Here is a 20,676-nt window from a genome sequence, read left to right on the forward strand (position 1 = left end):
CTTAAATTGATTTTGCGATTGAGAGCTTACTTAATCTCAACCTCAGCTCCAGCTTCTTCTAATGAAGCTTTTAAACCTTCAGCTTCGTCTTTAGTTACACCTTCTTTAATTGGTGCTGGTGCGCTATCAACAATTTCTTTAGATTCTTTTAATCCTAAACCAGTTAATTCTTTAACTAATTTTACAACTGCTAATTTAGAAGCACCTGCTGCTTTTAAGATTACATCAAATTCAGTTTTTTCATCAGCTGCATCATCTCCTCCAGCTGCTGCTGGACCTGCTACTGCTACTGCAGCTGCTGCTGGTTCAATACCATATTCGTCTTTTAAAATCTTAGCTAACTCGTTTACTTCTTTAACTGTTAAGTTAACAAGTTGTTCTGCGAAATCTTTTAAATCTGCCATTTCTCTTTGTTTAAATTTTATTATTTAGTTTATTAGTGCACTTATTTATTTCTCTGATAATGTTTTAATAATACCAGACAATTTGTTACCACCTGACTGTAATGCTGAAATAACATTTTTAGCTGGCGATTGTAATAAGGTAATGATATCTCCAATTACCTCTTCTTTTGATTTTAAACCTACTAATGCTTCTAATTGATCATCTCCAATATAAATTGCTTCTTCAATATAAGCTCCTTTCAATAAAGGAATAGTAGATTTCTTACGAAAATCTTTAATTAATTTAGCTGGCGCATTACCAGTCTCTGAAAACATTAAGGCTGTATTTCCCTTCAACGCTGATGGTAAATCACCAAAATCTTTATCAGATTTCTCCATTGCTTTTGCAAGCAAAGTATTTTTAACAACTGCTAATTTTATATTAGCTTTAAAACAAGCTCTACGTAAATTAGAAGTGCTTAGAGCATTTAATCCTGAAATATCTGCTAAATAAACAATATTTTCTTCGCCTAATTGAGTTGTTAAAACTTCTATTACTTTTGATTTTTCTTCTCTCGTCATAATTACTAAGATTTAACTATAATTAAACTGTTTTAGGATCAATACCTATACTAGGACTCATAGTACTAGAAAGGTAAATACTCTTAATATATGTTCCTTTTGAAGCAGTTGGTTTCATCTTCACTAAAGTTTGGATAATTTCGTGGGCATTATCAACAATCTTATCAGCATCAAATGATGCTTTTCCAATTGCAGCATGAATAATACCTGTTTTATCAACTCTAAAGTCAATTTTACCAGCTTTTACTTCTGTAACAGCCTTTGCAACATCCATTGTTACCGTACCAGTTTTAGGGTTAGGCATTAATCCTCTAGGACCTAAAATACGTCCTAATGGTCCTAACTTACCCATAACACTAGGCATTGTAATAATAACATCTACATCAGTCCATCCTTCTTTAATTTTTTGAAGGTATTCATCCAACCCAACATAATCCGCACCAGCTTCTTGAGCTTCTGCTTCCTTATCAGGAGTTACCAATGCTAAAACTTTAACATCTTTACCAGTACCATGAGGTAATGTAACTACACCTCTAACCATTTGATTCGCCTTACGAGGATCTACTCCCAATTTAACAGCTATATCAATAGATGCATCGAAATTTACATTAGTAATTTCTTTTACTAAAGCAGAAGCATCCTTTAAAGAATAAGCTTGATTATGATCAACCTTAGCGTGCGCTTCCTTTTGCTTTTTAGTTAATTTTGCCATTTTTTAATAACTGTTTTATTGTTTTTTTGGAGCAACTCCACTTACTTTAATACCCATTGAACGTGCTGTACCAGCCATCATTAGCATTGCAGACTCTACAGTAAATGCATTTAAATCTACCATTTTGTCTTCTGCTATTGTTTTCAATTGATCCCAAGTAACTGAGGCTACTTTTTTACGATTAGGTTCTGATGAACCTTTTTTTACTTTAGCTGCTTCTAGAATTTGAACAGCCGCTGGAGGAGTTTTTACAACAAACTCGAAAGATTTATCCTTATATACAGTAATTGCAACAGGTAAAATTTTCCCTTGTTTATCCTGAGTTCTAGCATTAAACTGCTTACAGAACTCCATAATATTAACTCCGGCAGCACCTAAAGCAGGTCCAACTGGTGGCGATGGGTTAGCAGCGCCTCCTTTAACTTGTAATTTTACTACTTTACTAATTTCTTTTGCCATCTTTTAATCTTAAAATTAGATATTATATAATCTTGGAAGCGTTATACAATATCATTGTTATTCATGTAACAATTATGAAATTTTATCTACTTGCATATAACTTAATTCTAACGGTGTCTTTCTTCCAAAAATTTTCACCATAACTTCAAGTTTACGCTTTTCTTCATTTATTTTCTCAATAGTTCCATCAAAACCATTGAAAGGTCCATCAATTACTTTTACTGTTTCTCCAACAATGTAAGGTATCGCCACATTATCATTTTGAACTGATAACTCATCAACTTTACCTAACATACGGTTTATTTCAGATTTTCTCATTGGTACAGGATCTCCACCCTTCACTTCACCTAAAAATCCAATTACCCCAGTAATTGACTTAATTATATGTGGTAATTCACCACTTAAGTTTGCTTCTATCATTACATAACCAGGAAAATAAACTCGTTCTTTGTTAATTTTCTTTCCATTACGTACTTGAATAACTTTTTCTGTTGGAACAATTACTCTGTCTACATAGTCTGTCATACCTAAACGGGCAATTTCATTTTCAATATAGGTTTTCACCTTATTTTCTTGTCCACCTATAGCTCTAACTACGTACCATTTTTTCACAGAATCAGTCATAAGAAACTTCTATAATTAAAATAATTTAAAATATTCAGTTAAACCTGTTTGAAAGAATTTATCTACAGCAAAAACCGCTAATGCAAATAATACTGTAAAAACAGCAACAACAACTGTAGATTTTTGAGCCTCTTCCCAAGAAATCCATGATACTTTATTGCGTAACTCTTCAAATGAGTCTTTTATATAATTAACTAAATTCATTTTTTCAAATTTTGCACGGGCGGAGAGACTCGAACTCCCGACACCTGGTTTTGGAGACCAGTGCTCTACCAACTGAGCTACGCCCGTAAACACAAGGTGCCCCTCTATAAAGAAGCACCTAATATTGTTATATAATTTATTTTAGTTGTAAAAAACTAGTCTAACATTTCTGTTACCTGACCCGCTCCAACTGTTCTACCACCTTCACGGATTGCAAAACGTAAACCAACGTTTAATGCAATTTTTTGGTGTAATTCCACATTAATTGTCAAGTTATCACCTGGCATTACCATCTCAACACCTTCTGGCAACATAATTGTTCCTGTAACGTCAGTTGTACGAACGTAGAATTGTGGACGATAATTATTATGGAATGGAGTATGACGTCCACCTTCTTCTTTTTTAAGGATATAAACCTCAGCTTTAAATTTAGCGTGTGGAGTTACAGAACCTTTTTTACAGATTACCATACCTCTTTTTATATCTTCTTTTGCAATACCTCTTAATAAAAGACCTACGTTATCTCCAGCTTCACCTCTATCTAATATTTTACGGAACATTTCAACACCAGTAATAGTAGATGCTAACTTTTCAGCTCCCATACCAATGATGTCAACAACATCTCCAGTGTTAGCAACACCAGTTTCAATACGACCTGTTGCAACAGTACCACGACCAGTAATTGAGAATACATCTTCAACTGGCATTAAGAAATCCTTATCAACATCACGCTTTGGCAACTCAATCCAAGTATCCACAGCATCCATTAATTCCATAATTTTCTCCATCCACTTTGGTTCTTTATTTAAACCACCTAAAGCAGATCCTAAAATCACAGGAGTGTTATCACCATCATACTCATAGAATGATAATAAATCTCTAATTTCCATCTCAACTAATTCTAATAATTCTTCATCATCAACCATATCCACTTTATTCATGAATACAACTAATCTTGGAATACCTACCTGACGACCCAATAAGATGTGCTCTCTTGTTTGAGGCATTGGACCATCTGTTGCAGCTACAACGATGATTGCTCCATCCATTTGCGCAGCACCAGTTACCATGTTCTTAACGTAATCCGCGTGACCTGGACAGTCAACGTGAGCGTAATGACGATTAGCAGTTTGATATTCTACGTGTGCAGTATTAATTGTAATACCTCTTTCCTTTTCTTCAGGTGCATTATCGATTTGATCGAAATTCATTATCTTAGAAAGTCCCTTTTCTGCCAATACAACAGTAATAGCAGCTGTTAGGGTTGTTTTACCGTGGTCAACGTGTCCAATAGTACCAATGTTTAAATGCGGTTTTGAACGATCGAAGGTTTCTTTTGCCATGATTATTTAATTTTTAAATCTTAGTTATATATAGTGTTAATTTCAATTCTACTTTTGAGCCAATGATGGGAATTGAACCCATGACCTCTTCCTTACCAAGGAAACGCTCTACCCCTGAGCTACACCGGCCAAAAAAAAGAGCGAGAGACCGGGCTCGAACCGGCGACAGTCAGCTTGGAAGGCTGAAGCTCTACCAACTGAGCTACTCTCGCAATATTTTTTTTTCAATTCCATATTAATTCATATCTCTATAAATTAATTGTGGTGAGAGAAGGATTCGAACCTTCGAAGCTTGCGCAGCAGATTTACAGTCTGCCCTCGTTGGCCACTTGAGTATCTCACCATTCTTTTTCAAAGACCTGAGCCGATAGAGGGACTCGAACCCACGACCTGCTGATTACAAATCAGCTGCTCTAGCCAGCTGAGCTACATCGGCATTTTACTCCATAAAAGAAGTCCGCTATTTCTAACGGACTGCAAATGTATTAAAGTTTTATATTTAAACAAAACTTTTCTAATTATTTTTTTAATTATTTAACTTTTACTTTTTCTTTTACCTTTTCTAACGATCTTTTAAGAGAATCTATCGCTAACATAGTACCTTCTTCAAATGTCTTGCATTGTTTTTTTACAACAATATCATTTCCAGGTACATTTAGCTTAATTTCAACCGTTTTATTTTCCTTTTCACTAGTTTGCTGTACTTTTAAATACACTTCAGAATCCACTATTTTATCATAAAATTTTTCTAAACTATTTAGTTTTTTTTCTATAAATTCAATTAAACTTTTGTCTGCATTAAAATTAACCGATTGTACGTACACTTTCATAATAAATTAGTTTTTATCGCTCCTTGGGTGAGCTTGATTATATATTTCCTTTAACTTACCCAAACTACTATGGGTGTAAACTTGAGTTGATGCTAAACTAGAATGCCCAAGCAATTCTTTAACAGAGTTTAAATCCGCTCCTTCATTTAATAAATGTGTTGCAAAAGAATGTCTTAAAATATGCGGGCTCTTTTTTTCTTTTGACGACACACAACTAAAATAATTATTTATTATTCTATAAACAAGTGTATCATATAATTTTTTTCCTTGTTTGGTAATAAATAAATATGGTTCGTTGTTTACAATTTCAGTTCTAATTTCAATATATTTTTTTAAAGATATTTGAACTGATTTTATTAACGGAATATACCTTTCTTTATTCCTTTTTCCTAACACTTTAACAGTTTCATTAACCATATCAATATCTGTTAATTTAATATTGACCAATTCTGCTCTTCTCATTCCAGTTGAGTAAAAAAGTTCAACAATTAATTTATTCCTAACCAACTCAAAATCAAAACTATCTTCAACTAAATTTAACACCTCTTTAATTTCTTTTTCAGAAAATGGTATTTGAATTTTTTTTGAAATTTTTAGCGCTTTATGCTTTACCATAGGGCTAATTTCTATTTGTTTTGTTTTTTGAAGAAATTTATAGAATGATTTTAATGCAGAAAGTTTCCTGTTTATACTTCTATTAGAAATATTTGAATTCACTAACCTAATAATCCAACTTCTAATTTGGGCATAATTAATATTTATAATATTACTTGAATCAAATTCAGTTAAACAAAATTCTTGAAAGGTGTTTAAATCATTTTTATAAGCTGTAACTGTATGTTGAGAATATTTTTTCTCTAAAGCTATATAATTTAAAAAAGAATTTATAGGCATAAAAAAACCGTTAGTACACAAATTTACGAATTGTAATTTGTATTAACTAACGGTTCTAATTTTATTAACTAAAAATTAAGCTTGCTCTTCTGCAGTTCTCAATTTTTGTACATAATTAGCTTTAATGTTTTGAGCGCGTTTTACAACTGAAGGTTTATTGAATTGTTTACGATTACGTAAATTTTTCATAGTTTTCGTACGATCAAATTTTCTCTTATAACGCTTTAAGGCTCTATCGATATTTTCTCCGTCTTTTACTGGTATGATTAACATATTTTGGCACCTCCTTTCAAGTTGTTCTATTTTAAATTTTGGATTGCAAATATACTATTAAATTTCAAAATCCAAACAATTAAGTAATTATTTATTCAGTAATTGGTTTGTATTCTTTTTTATCAATAATAATTTTTGCAATTATCTCTCTCAAAATCTCTGAAGTTCCCCCGCCAATTGGACCTAATCTGCTATCTCTAAACAAACGCGCCATTGGATATTCTTCCATATAACCGTAACCACCAAGCAACTGTAAACATTGGTAAATTACTTCATCTGCAATTTTTGTAGCTACTAATTTAGACATTGTTGCTTCTTTTACAACATATTCGCCCTTATTTAATCTATATATAACAGAGTAATTAAATTCTTTACACATTTCAACCTCACTAGACATATCTGCTACTTTATGGCGTAATGCTTGAAATTTATCTATTGTTTTTCCAAAAGCAGTTCTTTCTGACATATACTGGATGGCATATTCTAAAGCAAACTCAGCTCTAGCATGTGCATTTATTCCCATAACAATACGCTCTAATGCAAAGTGCTGCATAATATATGGAAAACCCTTTCCTTCTTCACCCAATAAATTTTCACTTGGAACAATTACATTATCAAAAGCAATTTCAGCTGTATCAGAGGCTTTCCAACCTAACTTTTCAAGATTTGTTGATGAAATTCCTATTGTCTCCCTATCAACTACAAAAATGCTCATTCCCTTATTTCCCAAATCAGCATTTGTTTTTGCAGAAACCACTAAATAATCTGAATAAACCCCATTAGTTATAAATGTTTTAGATCCATTTATAACATATGAATCTCCATTTCTTACCGCCGTGGTGCGCATTCCTGCAACATCAGAACCTCCAAATGGCTCAGTTATACATAAGCATCCAACTTTTTCACCGTGAATACTTGGGGTTAAGTATTTCTCTTTTATAAACTGACTTCCTTCTTTTTCAAGATGTGTCATTGCTAAATACACATGTGCCCACATTGCAGCTGCAAATCCACCAGAATTAACTTTTTGTAATTCTTCTAAAAAAATAGTTGTATAAAATAAGTCTAAATTTAAACCTCCATATTCTTCTGGATAGTTTAAACCAAAATAGCCCATTTCTCCAAACTTCTTCCATATTTCTTTATCTACAAAACCTTGCTTCTCCCATTTATCAACATTAGGGACAACTTCTTTCTGTAAAAAATCTCTAAAACTTTGGCGAAACGCATTGTGTTCTTCTGTAAAATACATGCTGCTCATTTAGGCTTACTTTATTATTTAGCTTGCAAATATAGGGCTATTCTATTAAATTTTTCTAAAGGAAAGTCATCAATTTTTTTCAATTCTTCAATCGACTGAATTTCAGCCACTTCATCTCTATATTGAAAAATCTTTTTTGTTAATTCATAATCTAAATAAGGAATAGATAACACCTCTTTAAAAGTAGCTTTATTTACATTTATTTTATTGATTACCGGCTTTTTAAGAACTTTAAAATTTACCAATACTTTATCTGCTACTTCTTTCTCTAAATACCAAACTTCAAATAACTGATCATCAAAAGTAAATCCTTGTAATTTTGTTCTGTAACTAATAATTCTTTGGCCTAATTTATCTCCTATTCCATTAATACATTTTAATTCCTCAAGTGTTGCAGTATTAATATCTTTAATTATTGCAGAAGATTTTGTTTCTGAAATAATTTTCTTACTTGCGTTTTTAGCAGCAGTAGTAACCCATTGAGGAAATTTAAAATATGGGGAAATAATATTGAGCAAACTATCATTAACTCCTGTTACTTGTTGAAATTGTTTTGTAGAATTTATAAACGTACCCGATTTTCTAAATTCTAATAATTTATCTATTTCTGCAACACTCATTCCTAACTGATACCCTTTATAATCGGTTATATAATTTGGGTTAAAAGGATAAATTTTAGGTTTACTATTTTCAATTTTAATTTCTTGCAATGAATCAACTTCTTTTAAAAACGAAGTCATTTCATTTGAATAATCTTTTGATTCATTTTTAGGTGAAAAATCAATAAAAAAATAGGCTATTTGAAATGCTACAATTAAAAATAATAAAAAGAAAATCCCATTTCGTTGCCGTTTATTGTAACTGAAATGGGATTTAAATATGTTCATTATAAAAATTCTATTTTATTAAAGTCAATTTTATTTTAATTGCTTTCAAGTATTTAATTAATTCAGTTCTAACAATTGGAAATAAAAATAATAAACCAATCATATTTGGAAATACTAAAGCTAAAATCATTGCATCAGAAAAATCAAATACGGCTTTCATGGAAGCAGCTGCACCAATTACAATAAATGCAATAAATAATAATTTATAAGTTATATCTGCCAATTTGCTTCTTCCGAATAAGAATTTCCACGATTGCAATCCGTAATAAGACCAAGAAATCATTGTTGAAATTGCAAATAGTACAACAGCCAAAGTTAATACATAGGGAAACCAAGGTATTACAGCTTCAAAAGCCATAGATGTTAAATTAACACCACCAACCGCAACGCCATCAATTATTACAGAACCTGCTCCATCACCACCATAAACAAATAATCCATCGCTATTATAAAAAATAATTACCAAAGCGGTCATTGTACAAATTACTACTGTATCAATAAATGGTTCTAGTAGAGATACAATTCCTTCAGATGCTGGATATCTAGTTTTTACTGCTGAATGTGCAATTGCAGCTGAACCAGCACCTGCTTCGTTAGAAAAAACGGCTCGTCTAAATCCTGTTATTAAAACCCCAAAGAAACCTCCCAAACCAGCACTTGGACTAAATGCTTCTCTAAAAATTAATGCAATAGCATCATCAATATATCTCCAATGTGCAAACATTACAATTAAACAAGCAAGTATATAAATTACAGCCATAAATGGCACAATTTTTTCTGTAACAGAAGCGATCCTTTTAATACCTCCAATAATTACAAAACCAACAATTATAGCTATTCCAACACCTATAATGGTTCCACTATAACCGCCATGCATACCTAACATCCCTGCTATTTGTTCAGCTGCTTGATTTGATTGCACAGCATTTCCTCCTCCAAAAGATGCTCCAACACATAAAATTGCAAAAAGAACCGCCAACACCTTTCCTAGTTTTACATAACCTCTTTCCGCCATTCCCTTTTTTAGGTAATACATTGGACCTCCATAAACCGTTCCATCAGGACCAACATCTCTATATTTCACTCCTAAGGTACATTCCACAAATTTAGTTGACATACTTAATAAACCTGCTACAACCATCCAAAATGTAGCTCCAGGTCCTCCAACTGAAATTGCTAAAGCAACACCTGCTATATTTCCCAAACCTACAGTACCCGAAACGGCTGTAGCTAACGCTTGAAAATGGCTAACTTCACCTTCCTGGCTTTCATCTCTTATTGTATCTACAATGTCTCCATCAACAATATTAACTTCAGCCTTTTCAACACCGTGACTTTCAACTGCATCGTGTTTTCCTCTTACTACATTTATTGCAAGGGTAAAACGTCTTAAATTTATAAACTTAAAATATACTGTGAAAAATACCGCTCCTAAAACCAATAGTATTACAACTAACGGAACTCCGGTTCCCGGAACAATCCAAAAAACTATGCCCTCCCATTTTGCCGTAATTGGTTCAAACCAATCATTAATTCTTTCATCTAAACCTTTTTCTTGTGCATTTGAGGCGAATGTTACCAATAAAAGCAACATTGACAGGAGTTTTTTATTCATAATTTTAAATTTGTTTGAAAAGTGTACGCAATATGGCAAAAAAATGAAGTTGGAGCAAATAAATAAATAACTAAATGATAAAAATGTTGGTTTTTAATCAATTTTTAAAAATGTTCGCGTAATTTTAGTATTTGATCTTTGTTTCCTAGTACAATTAAATGAGTATCTTTTTCTAATTTTGTTTTTGAATCTGGATTTATTAAATATTCACCTTCCTTAGTTTTAAAACCAATAACATTACATCCTGTTTTTTTGCGTAAATCCATATCTAAAATTGTTTTTGATAAGTACTCATCAGGAAGTGAGTTTACAGAAATCTCTTCTAAATTAGCATTGGTAGTTCCAGCAATGGTAAGCCTATCAACAAATTCAACTAAATCAGGTGTAACAACTAAGGACGCCATATGAGCTCCACCCAATTTATCTGGCATAATAACATTGGTGGCTCCAGCAAATTTTAATTTTCCGTAGGAAGATTCATTTGATGCTCTACTTATAATTGTAAAATCTTTATTGAATTGCCTTGCAGACAAAACAACAAATAAATTATCGGCATCTGATGGTAATGCTGTTATTAAACTCTTGGCTCTTTCCAAACCTAATTTCTTTAAATCATCATCATTCGTTGCATCCCCTTCAATATATAATATATTATCACGTTCTAAATCTGCAATTTCATCTTTTCGCTTTTCAATAACTATACAAGGCTGATTAAATTGTTTTAATTTAGCAACGGCTTGTTTCCCATTTCGTCCATAACCACATACCACTGTATGATTTTTTAAACTTTGAATTTCTTGTTGCACCTTTTTTATTTTTAAAATTTGAAAAATGTTTCTATTTGCAAAATATTCTGTTAACGCTGTAACAGAGTAACCGTAAACTATGATACTAAATATGATTAAAAAAACTGTAAATAATTTTTCGGTTTGATTTAATTCGTGAAGTGTACCAAATCCAACGGTAGACATGGTAATTATGGTCATATACAACGAATCAACAAAAGATTCATTTGAAATAAACATAAAACCACCAATTCCAATAACTAAAACTGTTGTTAAAAGAACACTTGAAATATATAATTTAGATTTTGCTACCATAAATTATAAATCAAAAACTGAACTTCTTTTGGTGTAAATCATATCTTTTAATCGCAATAAAAAAGCCAATGTTAAATAAATTCCGAATGAAAAGCCTAAGGTTACAAATGAAATATAAATAAAAAACAAGCGCACATTTGAAACGCTAATTCCCAGTCTATCTGCAAATCTGGAAGATACTGCAAAACCGTGTTTTTCAAAAAAATGTCTTAAGGAGTGAATCCAATTCATTAGCTAAAATATTTCAACGCAATATACTAATTTTCAAAATAAGATATTGAACTACAGTTAAATTGTGATTACATTTTTTTAACTTTGCAACTTTCCAAATTTTCTTATGGCTAAAAATGAAGAATTTATAGAGGTTTTAGGAGCGCGAGTTCATAATTTAAAAAATATTGATGTTAAAATTCCTAGAGAAAAACTAGTTGTAATTACAGGTTTAAGTGGTAGCGGAAAATCATCGTTGGCTTTTGATACAATTTATGCTGAAGGACAGCGACGCTATATTGAAACTTTTTCAGCATATGCTCGTCAATTTTTAGGCGGATTAGAACGTCCAGATGTTGATAAAATTGATGGATTATCTCCTGTAATTTCTATTGAACAAAAAACTACCAATAAAAGTCCGCGCTCAACAGTAGGAACCATAACAGAAATTTACGATTTTTTACGATTATTATACGCTAGAGCTTCTGATGCTTACTCTTATAATACCAATCAAAAAATGGTAAGTTATACCGATGAGCAAATAAATGAACTTATTTTGGAGGAATTTGATGGCAAAAAAATTATAATTCTGGCGCCGTTAATTAAATCGAGAAAAGGACATTACAGAGAGCTATTTGAACAAATTGCCAAACAAGGTTTTATAAAAGTTAGAGTTGATGGAGAAATTGTTGATATTGAAAAAGGAATGCGCCTTGATCGTTATAAAACACATGATATTGAAATAGTTATAGATCGTTTATTAGTATCAAAAGATGCAGAAAAAAGATTAACAGAAACTATTACAACGGCATTATATTCTGGAGATAATATATTAATGGTTTTAGAACATGAAACCAATACGCCACGTTATTTTAGTAGAGATTTAATGTGTCCGGTTTCTGGAATTTCCTATCCTAATCCTGAACCTAACACCTTTTCATTTAACTCACCAAAAGGTGCTTGCGAAACTTGTAATGGTTTAGGAAAAATACACAAAGTTAATATTGATAAAATAATTCCAAATCCTGAAATTTCAATTAAAAAAGGAGGAATTGCACCCATTGGTGAACAAAAAAATAGTTGGATTTTTAAACAATTACAATTAATTGCTGAACGCTACAAATTTGAACTAACCGATCCAATTTCAAAAATTCCGGAAGAAGCTTTAAATATTATATTAAATGGTGGAAACGAAAAATTTGAAATCATTTCTAAAACAGTTGGAGTTACTAGAACGTATGAAATTGATTTTGAGGGAATTACAAACTTCATTCAAAATCAATACAATTCAACAGAATCTACTTCAATTAAGCGTTGGGCAAAAGATTTTATGGACGATGTTGTTTGTGAAACTTGTGAAGGAAAACGTCTAAAAAAAGAAGCGTTATATTTTAAATTAAACGAAAAAAATATTTCGGATTTAGCTCAAATGGACATAACCGAACTTGCTGATTGGTTTTCGGATATTGAATCTAAATTATCAGAAAAACAATTACAAATTGCATCCGAAGTTTTAAAAGAAATTAGAACCAGAATTCAATTTTTAGTAGATGTTGGTTTAGACTATTTAAGTTTAGATAGAAGTTCTAAATCACTGTCCGGTGGTGAAGCGCAACGAATTAGACTAGCAACACAAATTGGTTCTCAATTGGTTGGAGTACTTTATATTTTAGATGAACCAAGCATTGGATTACATCAAAGAGACAATGCAAAACTCATTAAATCACTTATAAATTTACGTGATATTGGAAATTCCGTGATTGTAGTTGAACATGATAAAGACATGATTGAACACGCTGATTTTGTGTTAGATATTGGTCCCGGAGCAGGAATTCACGGAGGAGAAATTGTAAGTGAAGGAACCTTTAATGAATTAAAAACACATAAAACTTTAACTGCCGATTATTTAAATGGTACAAAAACTATAGAAATTCCTAAAAAAAGAAGAACTGGGAATGGAAAATCAATAATACTTTCTGGAGCAACTGGAAACAATTTAAAAAATGTTACGGTTGAATTTCCTTTGGGTAAATTAATTTGTGTTACCGGCGTTTCAGGTAGTGGAAAATCAACTTTAATAAATGAAACCCTATACCCTATTTTAAATCATCATATTTATAGAGGTGTAAAAAAACCCATGCCATTCAAAAAAATTGAAGGATTAGAACATATTGATAAAGTTATTGATATAGATCAATCACCTATTGGAAGAACACCACGCTCAAATCCAGCAACTTACACTGGTGTTTTTAGCGAAATCAGAAATTTATTTGCCAAAACAAGTGAAGCAGCAATTAGAGGCTATAAACCAGGAAGATTTTCTTTTAACGTTAAAGATGGAAGATGCGAAACTTGTGAAGGTGGAGGAGTTAGAGTTATTGAAATGAATTTTTTACCTGATGTGCATGTAGAATGTGAAACCTGTCAGGGAAAACGTTTCAACAGAGAAACTCTAGAAATTAGATACAAAGGAAAATCTATTTCCGATGTTTTAAATATGACTATTGAAGAATCGGTTGAGTTTTTTGAAAACATTCCAAAAATAAATAGAAAATTAAAAACTATTAAAGATGTTGGTTTAGGATATATTACTTTGGGTCAGCAATCTACAACGCTTTCTGGAGGTGAAGCGCAACGTATAAAATTGGCTTCAGAATTATCTAAAAGAGATACTGGAAACACTTTTTATATTTTAGACGAACCAACCACTGGTTTACATTTTGAAGACATTAGAGTTTTAATGCTAGTTTTAAATAAATTAGCTAATAAAGGAAACACCATTTTGGTAATTGAACACAATATGGATGTTATTAAATTAGCAGATCATATTATTGATATTGGTATGGAAGGTGGCAAAAATGGCGGTGAAGTTATTTGCTTTGGTACTCCTGAAGATATAATTAAAAATAAAAAAAGCTATACTGCCCAATTCTTAAAAAAAGAATTAAATTAGGCCAATAAATTCCTTTAAAAAAATTGAAAAAATAAAAATACAATAGATTTATGACTCCAAATGAAGATAGAAAAATAAGAGAAAAATTTAAACAAAAAACTTGGAACGAAATTAAAACTAACGATTCTTGGGCAATTTTTAAAATAATGGCCGAGTTTGTTGAAGGCTATGAACGATTAGGAAAAATAGGTCCTTGTGTAACAATTTTTGGATCTGCTAGAACAAAACCAGAAGATGAATATTACATTTTAGCAGAAAATATTGCTTATGAATTAACCCAAAGTGGTTACGGAATAGTTACAGGAGGCGGACCAGGAATTATGGAAGCAGGAAACAGAGGTGCACATAGAGGTAAAGGAACATCAGTTGGTTTAAATATTAAATTGCCTTTTGAACAACACGACAATCCTTATATTGACCCTGATAAAAGTTTAGATTTTGATTATTTCTTTGTTAGAAAAGTAATGTTTATGAAATATTCTCAAGGTTTTATAGTAATGCCAGGTGGTTTTGGAACTATGGATGAACTTTTTGAAGCAATTACTTTAATTCAAACAAAAAAAATAGGAAAGTTTCCTATTGTACTTGTTGGAAGAAAATTTTGGTCAGGTTTAATAGATTGGATTAAAACAACACTTGTTGAAGAAGGCAATATTAGTCCTGAAGATTTAGACCTTATTTCTATAGTTGATACTGAAGATGAAGTTTTAGAAGTTATTGATACTTTTTATAAAAAATACAGTTTAAGCCCTAACTTCTAACCATTAATTTCATTGAAAAAATATATTATATTCATATTCTTTTTATGCGTCATCTGTTCAAAAAAAACATATGGGCAAAATAATACTATTGATATAATATCCGTTTTTAAACCTGAATCTAATGAACTTAAAGTTACTCAAGTAATAAATTACTATAATAGTTCAAATACCGTTTTAAATGAAATTTATTTACATAATTGGCCAAATGCTTATAGAGATAAAAACACTCCTTTAGCTAAACGATTTATTGAAAATTATTCTAAAAGTTTTCATTTTGCAAAAGATAAGCACAGAGGATTTGGAAAAATTAATAGTATTTCTGTAGATTATGAAATAGCAACTTGGGAAGTAACAGAAAAGAATCCAGATTTTTTTAAAATTATTTTAAATAAACCGCTACAACCTAAAGAAAACGCAAAAATTAGCGCAACATATGTTGTGAGACTTCCAAAAGATAAATTTACCAAATATGGTGTAAACACTGTTGATTTTAATTTAAGGTATTGGTATTTAACACCTGCTATATTTAACAATAAATGGAATGTTTATAATAATTTAGATTTAGACGATTTATACGTTGATTTTTTTGACTACAATATCAACCTCATTTTACCTATTTCTTATAAAATAAATACTGATCTTAACGTAAGTAAAGATACCATTAAGGACGTTATACGTTATAATTTAACTGGTAAACACAAAACTGATATTGAACTTAATATTACACAAGAAAATAGTTTTATTGAATTTCAATCAGAGCCGGTTGCAATAATTACCAATTTAACTTCAGAAAAATTGAACACCAACGTTCAAACAGATATTTTAAACCGAGAATTACTATTTATACAATCATACTTAGGCGATTTTCCTCACGAAAAACTTTTAATAAACAAAATTGAATACGACAAAAATCCCGTGTATGGATTTAATCAACTGCCTTCATTTTTAGCACCTTTCAGTGATACTTTTGAATGGGATATTCAATTTTTTAAAGTATTATCTAAAAAATATATTGAAAATATCTTTGTTTTCAATCAAAGAGAAGATGCTTGGCTTGCTGATGCCATACAAACATTTTTAATGATAAAATATGTTGAAAAATATTATCCTGAAATAAAAGCCATTGGAAATGTTTCTAAAATTTGGGGAATCAAAAATTTCAATTTAGCTAAATTAGGTTTTAATGATAAATATCCATTTTTGTATCAATTTGCAACACGAAAAAACATTGACCAAGCACTTAATGAAAATGCTGCTTCACTCTCAAATTTCAACCGTAAAATTGTAAATAAATATAAAGCAGGTTTAGGCTTAAAGTTTCTTGAAAGCTATTTGGGAGATTCAATTGTTAAACAAGGAATTGTTGATTTTGCTAAAATAAACTCTGGTAAATTATCCCATAGCTCAACTTTTATTCAAAACTTAAAAACAGATAAAGATCTCACTTGGTTTGAAAATGACTATTTAAAAACCAATAAAAAAATAGATTATACTATTAAAAAAATTCATAAAACAAAAGATTCAATTGAAGTTACTATTTTAAACAAACGCCATTTTACAGCTCCCATTCAATTATATGGCTTAAAAGACAACGAAATAAAATTTAAAAAATGGCTTACTGGAATTGATTCTATTTCAACCATAAAAATTCCTCAAAACGGATTTGATAGATTATCACTTAATTATGATTTTGAACTACCTGAATATAATTTGAAGAACAATTGGAAAAATGTTGAAAGAAAACTTTTAAATAAACCTGTTCAACTAAAATTTTTAAAAGATGTGGAAAACCCATATTACAATCAACTTTTTTACACACCTGTGTATAGGTTTAATTATTATGATGGTCTTGTATTAGGGATGGCTATTTCAAACAAAACAATTTTAGAAAAAAGTTTTCAATATAAACTAACACCATCTTACAGTACAAAAAGCAATACTTTTTCCGGTTCTTACTCCTTTATTTATGAATACCTACCTGAAGATAATAATATAAATAAATTTGTAATTGGCGCCGGAGGAAGTAGTTTTCTTTACGCACCAGATTTAACATATAATTCATTAACTCCTTTCGCTTTAATTCAATTTAAAAGAAAAAACTTAAGAGATGTTAGCAATAAAGTTTTGGCGGCTTCTTTAGTTACTATAGATAAAGAAAAATCATTAACTCAAACCCAACATCCTGAAACAAACAAATACAGTGTTTTTAATTTAGAATTTGGATATTCTAAACCAGATATTATTGATGATGTACGCTTTTCAACAGGATTAGAAGTATCTAGTAAATTTAGTAAATTATCAGTTACTGCCCAATTTAGAAAATTAACAGATACAAACAGGCAATTTGATTTTAGGTTTTTTGCTGGAGCATTTTTAAACAATAATACAGAAACAAATTATTTTAGTTTTGCTTTAGATAGACCAACTGATTATTTATTTCAATATGATTATTTAGGAAGATCTGAAACTTCAGGAATTTTTAGCCAACAAATAATTATTAACGAAGGAGGTTTTAAATCTAAATTACCCGTACAATATGCAAATCAATTTTTAACCACCTTAAACACAAGTATTGGATTATGGCGTTGGTTTGAAGTATATACTGATGTTGGTTTTGTAAAAAACAAAAATGAAAGAGTCTTTTTTGCTCATGAAAATGGAGTTCGATTAAATTTTGTCCAAGATATTTTAGAAGTTTATTTCCCATTACACTCTAATTTAGGTTGGGAAATTACAGAACCAAACTACAGTTCAAAAATTAGATTTGTATTGGTTATAAAACCAAAAAAAATATACAACTTTATAAAACGAGGATTTTATTAATTTTTTGTTACTAATAACTAAAAAAAATACATTTATTTCAATATATCATATTGAATCAATGATTTTTAACAAATTTCGCTAATTATATGCAACAAATAGCATCTATTTTTAAGTATCATTAAAATTGAGTAAGTTTGCAGTACTAAAAAAATCAAATAAATATGAATGTAAAAACTTCAGCTACCAGTAAAGAACAACTCTCTTTCAACCAATTTAAATCAGAAGTATTAAACGATTATAAAATTGCAGTTATAAGCAGAGAATGCAGTTTACTTGGCCGAAGAGAAGTTTTAACAGGAAAAGCTAAATTTGGTATTTTTGGTGATGGAAAAGAAGTTCCGCAATTAGCCATGGCAAAAGCCTTTAAAAAAGGTGATTTTAGATCTGGATATTACCGTGATCAAACATTTATGATGGCAATTGGTGAACTAACACCACAACAATTTTTTGCTGGCCTATATGCGCATCCCGATTTAAAAGCTGATCCAATGTCGGCTGGAAGACAAATGGGTGGTCATTTTCAAACACACAGTTTAGATGAAAACGGTCAGTTCAAAAATTTAACAGAACAATACAATTCAAGTTCAGATATTTCCCCGACAGCTGGTCAAATGCCAAGAATGTTAGGAATAGCTCAGGCTTCTAAAATGTTTAGAAATTTACCTGAATTAAAAAACCCAAAATTATCTAACAACGGAAATGAAATTTCTTGGGGAACCATAGGAAATGCAAGTACTTCTGAAGGTGTATTTTTTGAAACATTTAATGCCGCTGGAGTATTACAAGTTCCAATGATTATTAGTGTTTGGGATGATGCTTATGGCATTTCTGTCCCTGCTAAATTTCAAACAACGAAAGAGAATATTTCTGAAATTTTAAAAGGATTTCAAAGAGATGAAAAAAATAAAGGCTACGAAATTTTTGTAGTGGAAGGTTACAACTATGCAAAATTAGTAGACACCTACAATAAAGCTGCAAAAATTGCCAGAGAAGAACACGTTCCTGTATTAATTCATGTAACAGATTTAACACAGCCACAAGGGCATTCTACTTCTGGTTCTCATGAACGCTATAAATCTAAAGAACGTTTAATTTGGGAAAGACAACACGATTGTATTTCAAAAATGCGTGATTGGATTATTGAATTTGAATTAAATGATGGTGAGGGAAATAGCCTGAAATTTGTGCATTCTGAAGATGAATTAATAAGAATTGAGAAAGAAGCAAAAAAAACGGTAAACCAAGCAAGAAGAGAAGCTTGGACCGATTTTTTAAACCCAATAAAAGAACAACGAAGTATTTTGCTGCAACTACTTGAAAATGTAGCTTCTAAAAGTAAAAACAAAGCGTTTATTTTAAAATTAAAAAATGATTTAGCTGAAATTCCAGACCCTTCAAGAAAAGATAATTTATCAACAGCAAGGAAAGTAACCGTCTATATTAGAGATGAAGAAAGTTACGAAAAAACACAACTTCAAAAATGGATCACAACATATTCAAGTACAGAACAATATAGATATAGCTCTCATTTATATAGCGTTACAAAACAAAATGTCTTTCATGTTAAAGAAGAATTGCCAAGTTATAGTGAAAATGCAGAATTGGTTGATGGTAGAATTATAATTAAAGATAACTTTGATAAATTATTCTTAAAACATCCTGATTTATTCATTTTTGGTGAAGATTCAGGAAATATTGGTGATGTAAATCAAGGCTTAGTTGGTTTACAAGAAAAATATGGTAAACTAAGAGTTTCAGATACTGGAATTAGAGAAGCAACCATAGTTGGTCAAGGAATTGGAATGGCTTTAAGAGGACTTCGACCAATTGCCGAAATTCAATATTTAGATTATTTATTGTATGCTATTCAAATTTTAAGTGACGATTTAGCAACATTGCACTATAGAACTTCTGGCACACAAAAAGCACCATTAATTGTTAGAACAAGAGGTCACAGACTAGAAGGTATTTGGCATTCTGGATCACCAATGGGCGCTATTGTTCATATGCTTAGAGGTATGCATATTTTGGTTCCAAGAAACATGACAAAAGCAGCAGGTTTTTACAATACGTTGTTAGAATGTGATGAACCTGCATTAATTATAGAAAACCTAAATGGCTATAGATTAAAAGAAAAATTACCTAATAATTTAGGTGAATTTAAAACACCTATTGGAGTTGTTGAAACCATTAAAATGGGTAAAGATATTACAGTTGTATCCTACGCGTCAACATTAAAAATTGTAGAAGATGTTGTAAATTCTTTAGCCCAAGTTGATATTGATATAGAAATTATTGATGTTCAATCTTTACTCCCATTTGATATTAATCATGATATTGTGAAAAGTATTGAAAAAACAAACAGGTTAATTATAATTGATGAAGACGTACCGGGTGGTGCTTCTGCATATATTTTAAATGAAATACTTGGTAAACAAAACGCATATCAGTTTTTAGATAGCAAACCCATAACTTTAACAGCAAAAGACCATAGAACAGCCTATGGCACTGATGGAGATTATTTTTCAAAACCTAATACTGAAGATATTTTTGAAACAATTTATAAAATTATGCAAGAAGTAAATCCTTTAAAATACAAACCACTTTATTAAAAGGATACAATTGTTACAATTTCAAATTTCATAATAAAAACGCCATTTCGAGCGTTTTTTTTTATTTAAACCTTTTAATTTTTAAAAATTAACTATGACAAATATCAATGATTGATATTTGTCATAGTTTTTACAATGAAATAGCCATAA

At 30.6% G+C, this 20,676-nt stretch carries 19 protein-coding genes and 5 tRNA genes; 4 read left to right on the forward strand and 20 right to left on the reverse strand.

The window, feature by feature from the left end:
• Positions 1–26: 26 nt before the first annotated feature.
• The 20 genes from rplL to JEY78_RS12185 form a co-directional block, all read right to left on the reverse strand.
• Positions 27–404: a 50S ribosomal protein L7/L12 gene (gene rplL, locus JEY78_RS12090; protein ID WP_291851588.1), complete on the reverse strand. Its 378-nt coding sequence runs from the start codon at positions 402–404 to the stop codon at positions 27–29.
• 45 nt (positions 405–449) lie between these two features.
• Positions 450–965 carry a 50S ribosomal protein L10 gene (gene rplJ / locus JEY78_RS12095; protein ID WP_291851590.1) on the reverse strand — a complete coding sequence of 172 codons (516 nt, stop codon included), beginning with the start codon at positions 963–965 and terminating at the stop codon, positions 450–452.
• Positions 966–987: 22 nt separating this feature from the next.
• Positions 988–1,677, reverse strand: a complete 690-nt coding sequence (gene rplA, locus JEY78_RS12100) for a 50S ribosomal protein L1 (RefSeq protein WP_291851593.1) — start codon at positions 1,675–1,677, stop codon at positions 988–990.
• Between the two features lie 15 nt (positions 1,678–1,692).
• The gene (gene rplK, locus JEY78_RS12105; RefSeq protein WP_291851596.1) at positions 1,693–2,136 is read right to left on the reverse strand and encodes a 50S ribosomal protein L11; all 444 of its coding nucleotides are present in this window, start codon (positions 2,134–2,136) and stop codon (positions 1,693–1,695) included.
• Positions 2,137–2,208: 72 nt separating this feature from the next.
• The gene (gene nusG, locus JEY78_RS12110) at positions 2,209–2,760 is read right to left on the reverse strand and encodes a transcription termination/antitermination protein NusG (RefSeq protein ID WP_291851599.1); all 552 of its coding nucleotides are present in this window, start codon (positions 2,758–2,760) and stop codon (positions 2,209–2,211) included.
• Between the two features lie 15 nt (positions 2,761–2,775).
• Positions 2,776–2,964, reverse strand: coding sequence for a preprotein translocase subunit SecE (gene secE / locus JEY78_RS12115; protein ID WP_291851602.1), 189 nt, complete (start codon positions 2,962–2,964; stop codon positions 2,776–2,778).
• 14 nt (positions 2,965–2,978) lie between these two features.
• A tRNA-Trp gene (locus JEY78_RS12120) sits at positions 2,979–3,051 on the reverse strand.
• A 68-nt stretch (positions 3,052–3,119) separates the two neighbouring features.
• Positions 3,120–4,307: an elongation factor Tu gene (gene tuf / locus JEY78_RS12125; protein ID WP_291851605.1), complete on the reverse strand. Its 1,188-nt coding sequence runs from the start codon at positions 4,305–4,307 to the stop codon at positions 3,120–3,122.
• Between the two features lie 57 nt (positions 4,308–4,364).
• Positions 4,365–4,436: transfer RNA gene (locus JEY78_RS12130), tRNA-Thr, on the reverse strand.
• Between the two features lie 10 nt (positions 4,437–4,446).
• Positions 4,447–4,519, reverse strand: a tRNA-Gly gene (locus JEY78_RS12135).
• 50 nt (positions 4,520–4,569) lie between these two features.
• A tRNA-Tyr gene (locus JEY78_RS12140) sits at positions 4,570–4,650 on the reverse strand.
• Between the two features lie 19 nt (positions 4,651–4,669).
• Positions 4,670–4,743 (reverse strand) — tRNA-Thr (locus tag JEY78_RS12145).
• Positions 4,744–4,837: 94 nt separating this feature from the next.
• Positions 4,838–5,137, reverse strand: coding sequence for a ribosome-associated translation inhibitor RaiA (gene raiA / locus JEY78_RS12150; RefSeq protein WP_291851608.1), 300 nt, complete (start codon positions 5,135–5,137; stop codon positions 4,838–4,840).
• A gap of 6 nt (positions 5,138–5,143) precedes the next feature.
• Complete coding sequence (locus JEY78_RS12155) at positions 5,144–6,031, reverse strand: tyrosine-type recombinase/integrase (RefSeq protein WP_291851611.1); 888 nt, start codon at positions 6,029–6,031, stop codon at positions 5,144–5,146.
• A gap of 75 nt (positions 6,032–6,106) precedes the next feature.
• Positions 6,107–6,304, reverse strand: a complete 198-nt coding sequence (gene rpsU / locus JEY78_RS12160) for a 30S ribosomal protein S21 (protein ID WP_291851613.1) — start codon at positions 6,302–6,304, stop codon at positions 6,107–6,109.
• A gap of 91 nt (positions 6,305–6,395) precedes the next feature.
• Positions 6,396–7,565 carry an acyl-CoA dehydrogenase family protein gene (locus JEY78_RS12165; RefSeq protein WP_291851615.1) on the reverse strand — a complete coding sequence of 390 codons (1,170 nt, stop codon included), beginning with the start codon at positions 7,563–7,565 and terminating at the stop codon, positions 6,396–6,398.
• Positions 7,566–7,579: 14 nt separating this feature from the next.
• Complete coding sequence (locus JEY78_RS12170) at positions 7,580–8,452, reverse strand: helix-hairpin-helix domain-containing protein (protein ID WP_291851618.1); 873 nt, start codon at positions 8,450–8,452, stop codon at positions 7,580–7,582.
• A gap of 10 nt (positions 8,453–8,462) precedes the next feature.
• On the reverse strand, positions 8,463–10,067 hold the full coding sequence (locus JEY78_RS12175; RefSeq protein WP_291851620.1) for a sodium:alanine symporter family protein: 1,605 nt from the start codon (positions 10,065–10,067) through the stop codon (positions 8,463–8,465).
• 104 nt (positions 10,068–10,171) lie between these two features.
• Positions 10,172–11,167 carry a TrkA family potassium uptake protein gene (locus tag JEY78_RS12180; RefSeq protein WP_291851623.1) on the reverse strand — a complete coding sequence of 332 codons (996 nt, stop codon included), beginning with the start codon at positions 11,165–11,167 and terminating at the stop codon, positions 10,172–10,174.
• Positions 11,168–11,170: 3 nt separating this feature from the next.
• Positions 11,171–11,398, reverse strand: a complete 228-nt coding sequence (locus tag JEY78_RS12185; RefSeq protein ID WP_090228791.1) for a PspC family transcriptional regulator — start codon at positions 11,396–11,398, stop codon at positions 11,171–11,173.
• Positions 11,399–11,504: 106 nt separating this feature from the next.
• On the opposite strand from JEY78_RS12185, the gene uvrA reads away from it, so the two are divergent.
• From uvrA to JEY78_RS12205, 4 genes are all read left to right on the forward strand, one after another.
• Positions 11,505–14,330: an excinuclease ABC subunit UvrA gene (uvrA, locus tag JEY78_RS12190; RefSeq protein ID WP_291851633.1), complete on the forward strand. Its 2,826-nt coding sequence runs from the start codon at positions 11,505–11,507 to the stop codon at positions 14,328–14,330.
• A 50-nt stretch (positions 14,331–14,380) separates the two neighbouring features.
• The gene (locus JEY78_RS12195) at positions 14,381–15,091 is read left to right on the forward strand and encodes a TIGR00730 family Rossman fold protein (protein ID WP_291851636.1); all 711 of its coding nucleotides are present in this window, start codon (positions 14,381–14,383) and stop codon (positions 15,089–15,091) included.
• 12 nt (positions 15,092–15,103) lie between these two features.
• A complete protein-coding gene (locus JEY78_RS12200; protein ID WP_291851639.1) occupies positions 15,104–17,914 on the forward strand; it encodes an aminopeptidase in 2,811 nt (936 codons plus the stop codon).
• A gap of 161 nt (positions 17,915–18,075) precedes the next feature.
• On the forward strand, positions 18,076–20,526 hold the full coding sequence (locus tag JEY78_RS12205) for a thiamine pyrophosphate-dependent enzyme (protein WP_291851642.1): 2,451 nt from the start codon (positions 18,076–18,078) through the stop codon (positions 20,524–20,526).
• The last annotated feature ends 150 nt before the right edge of the window (positions 20,527–20,676 follow it).

Source organism: Lutibacter sp., assembly GCF_016342705.1.
GTDB lineage: Bacteria > Bacteroidota > Bacteroidia > Flavobacteriales > Flavobacteriaceae > Lutibacter.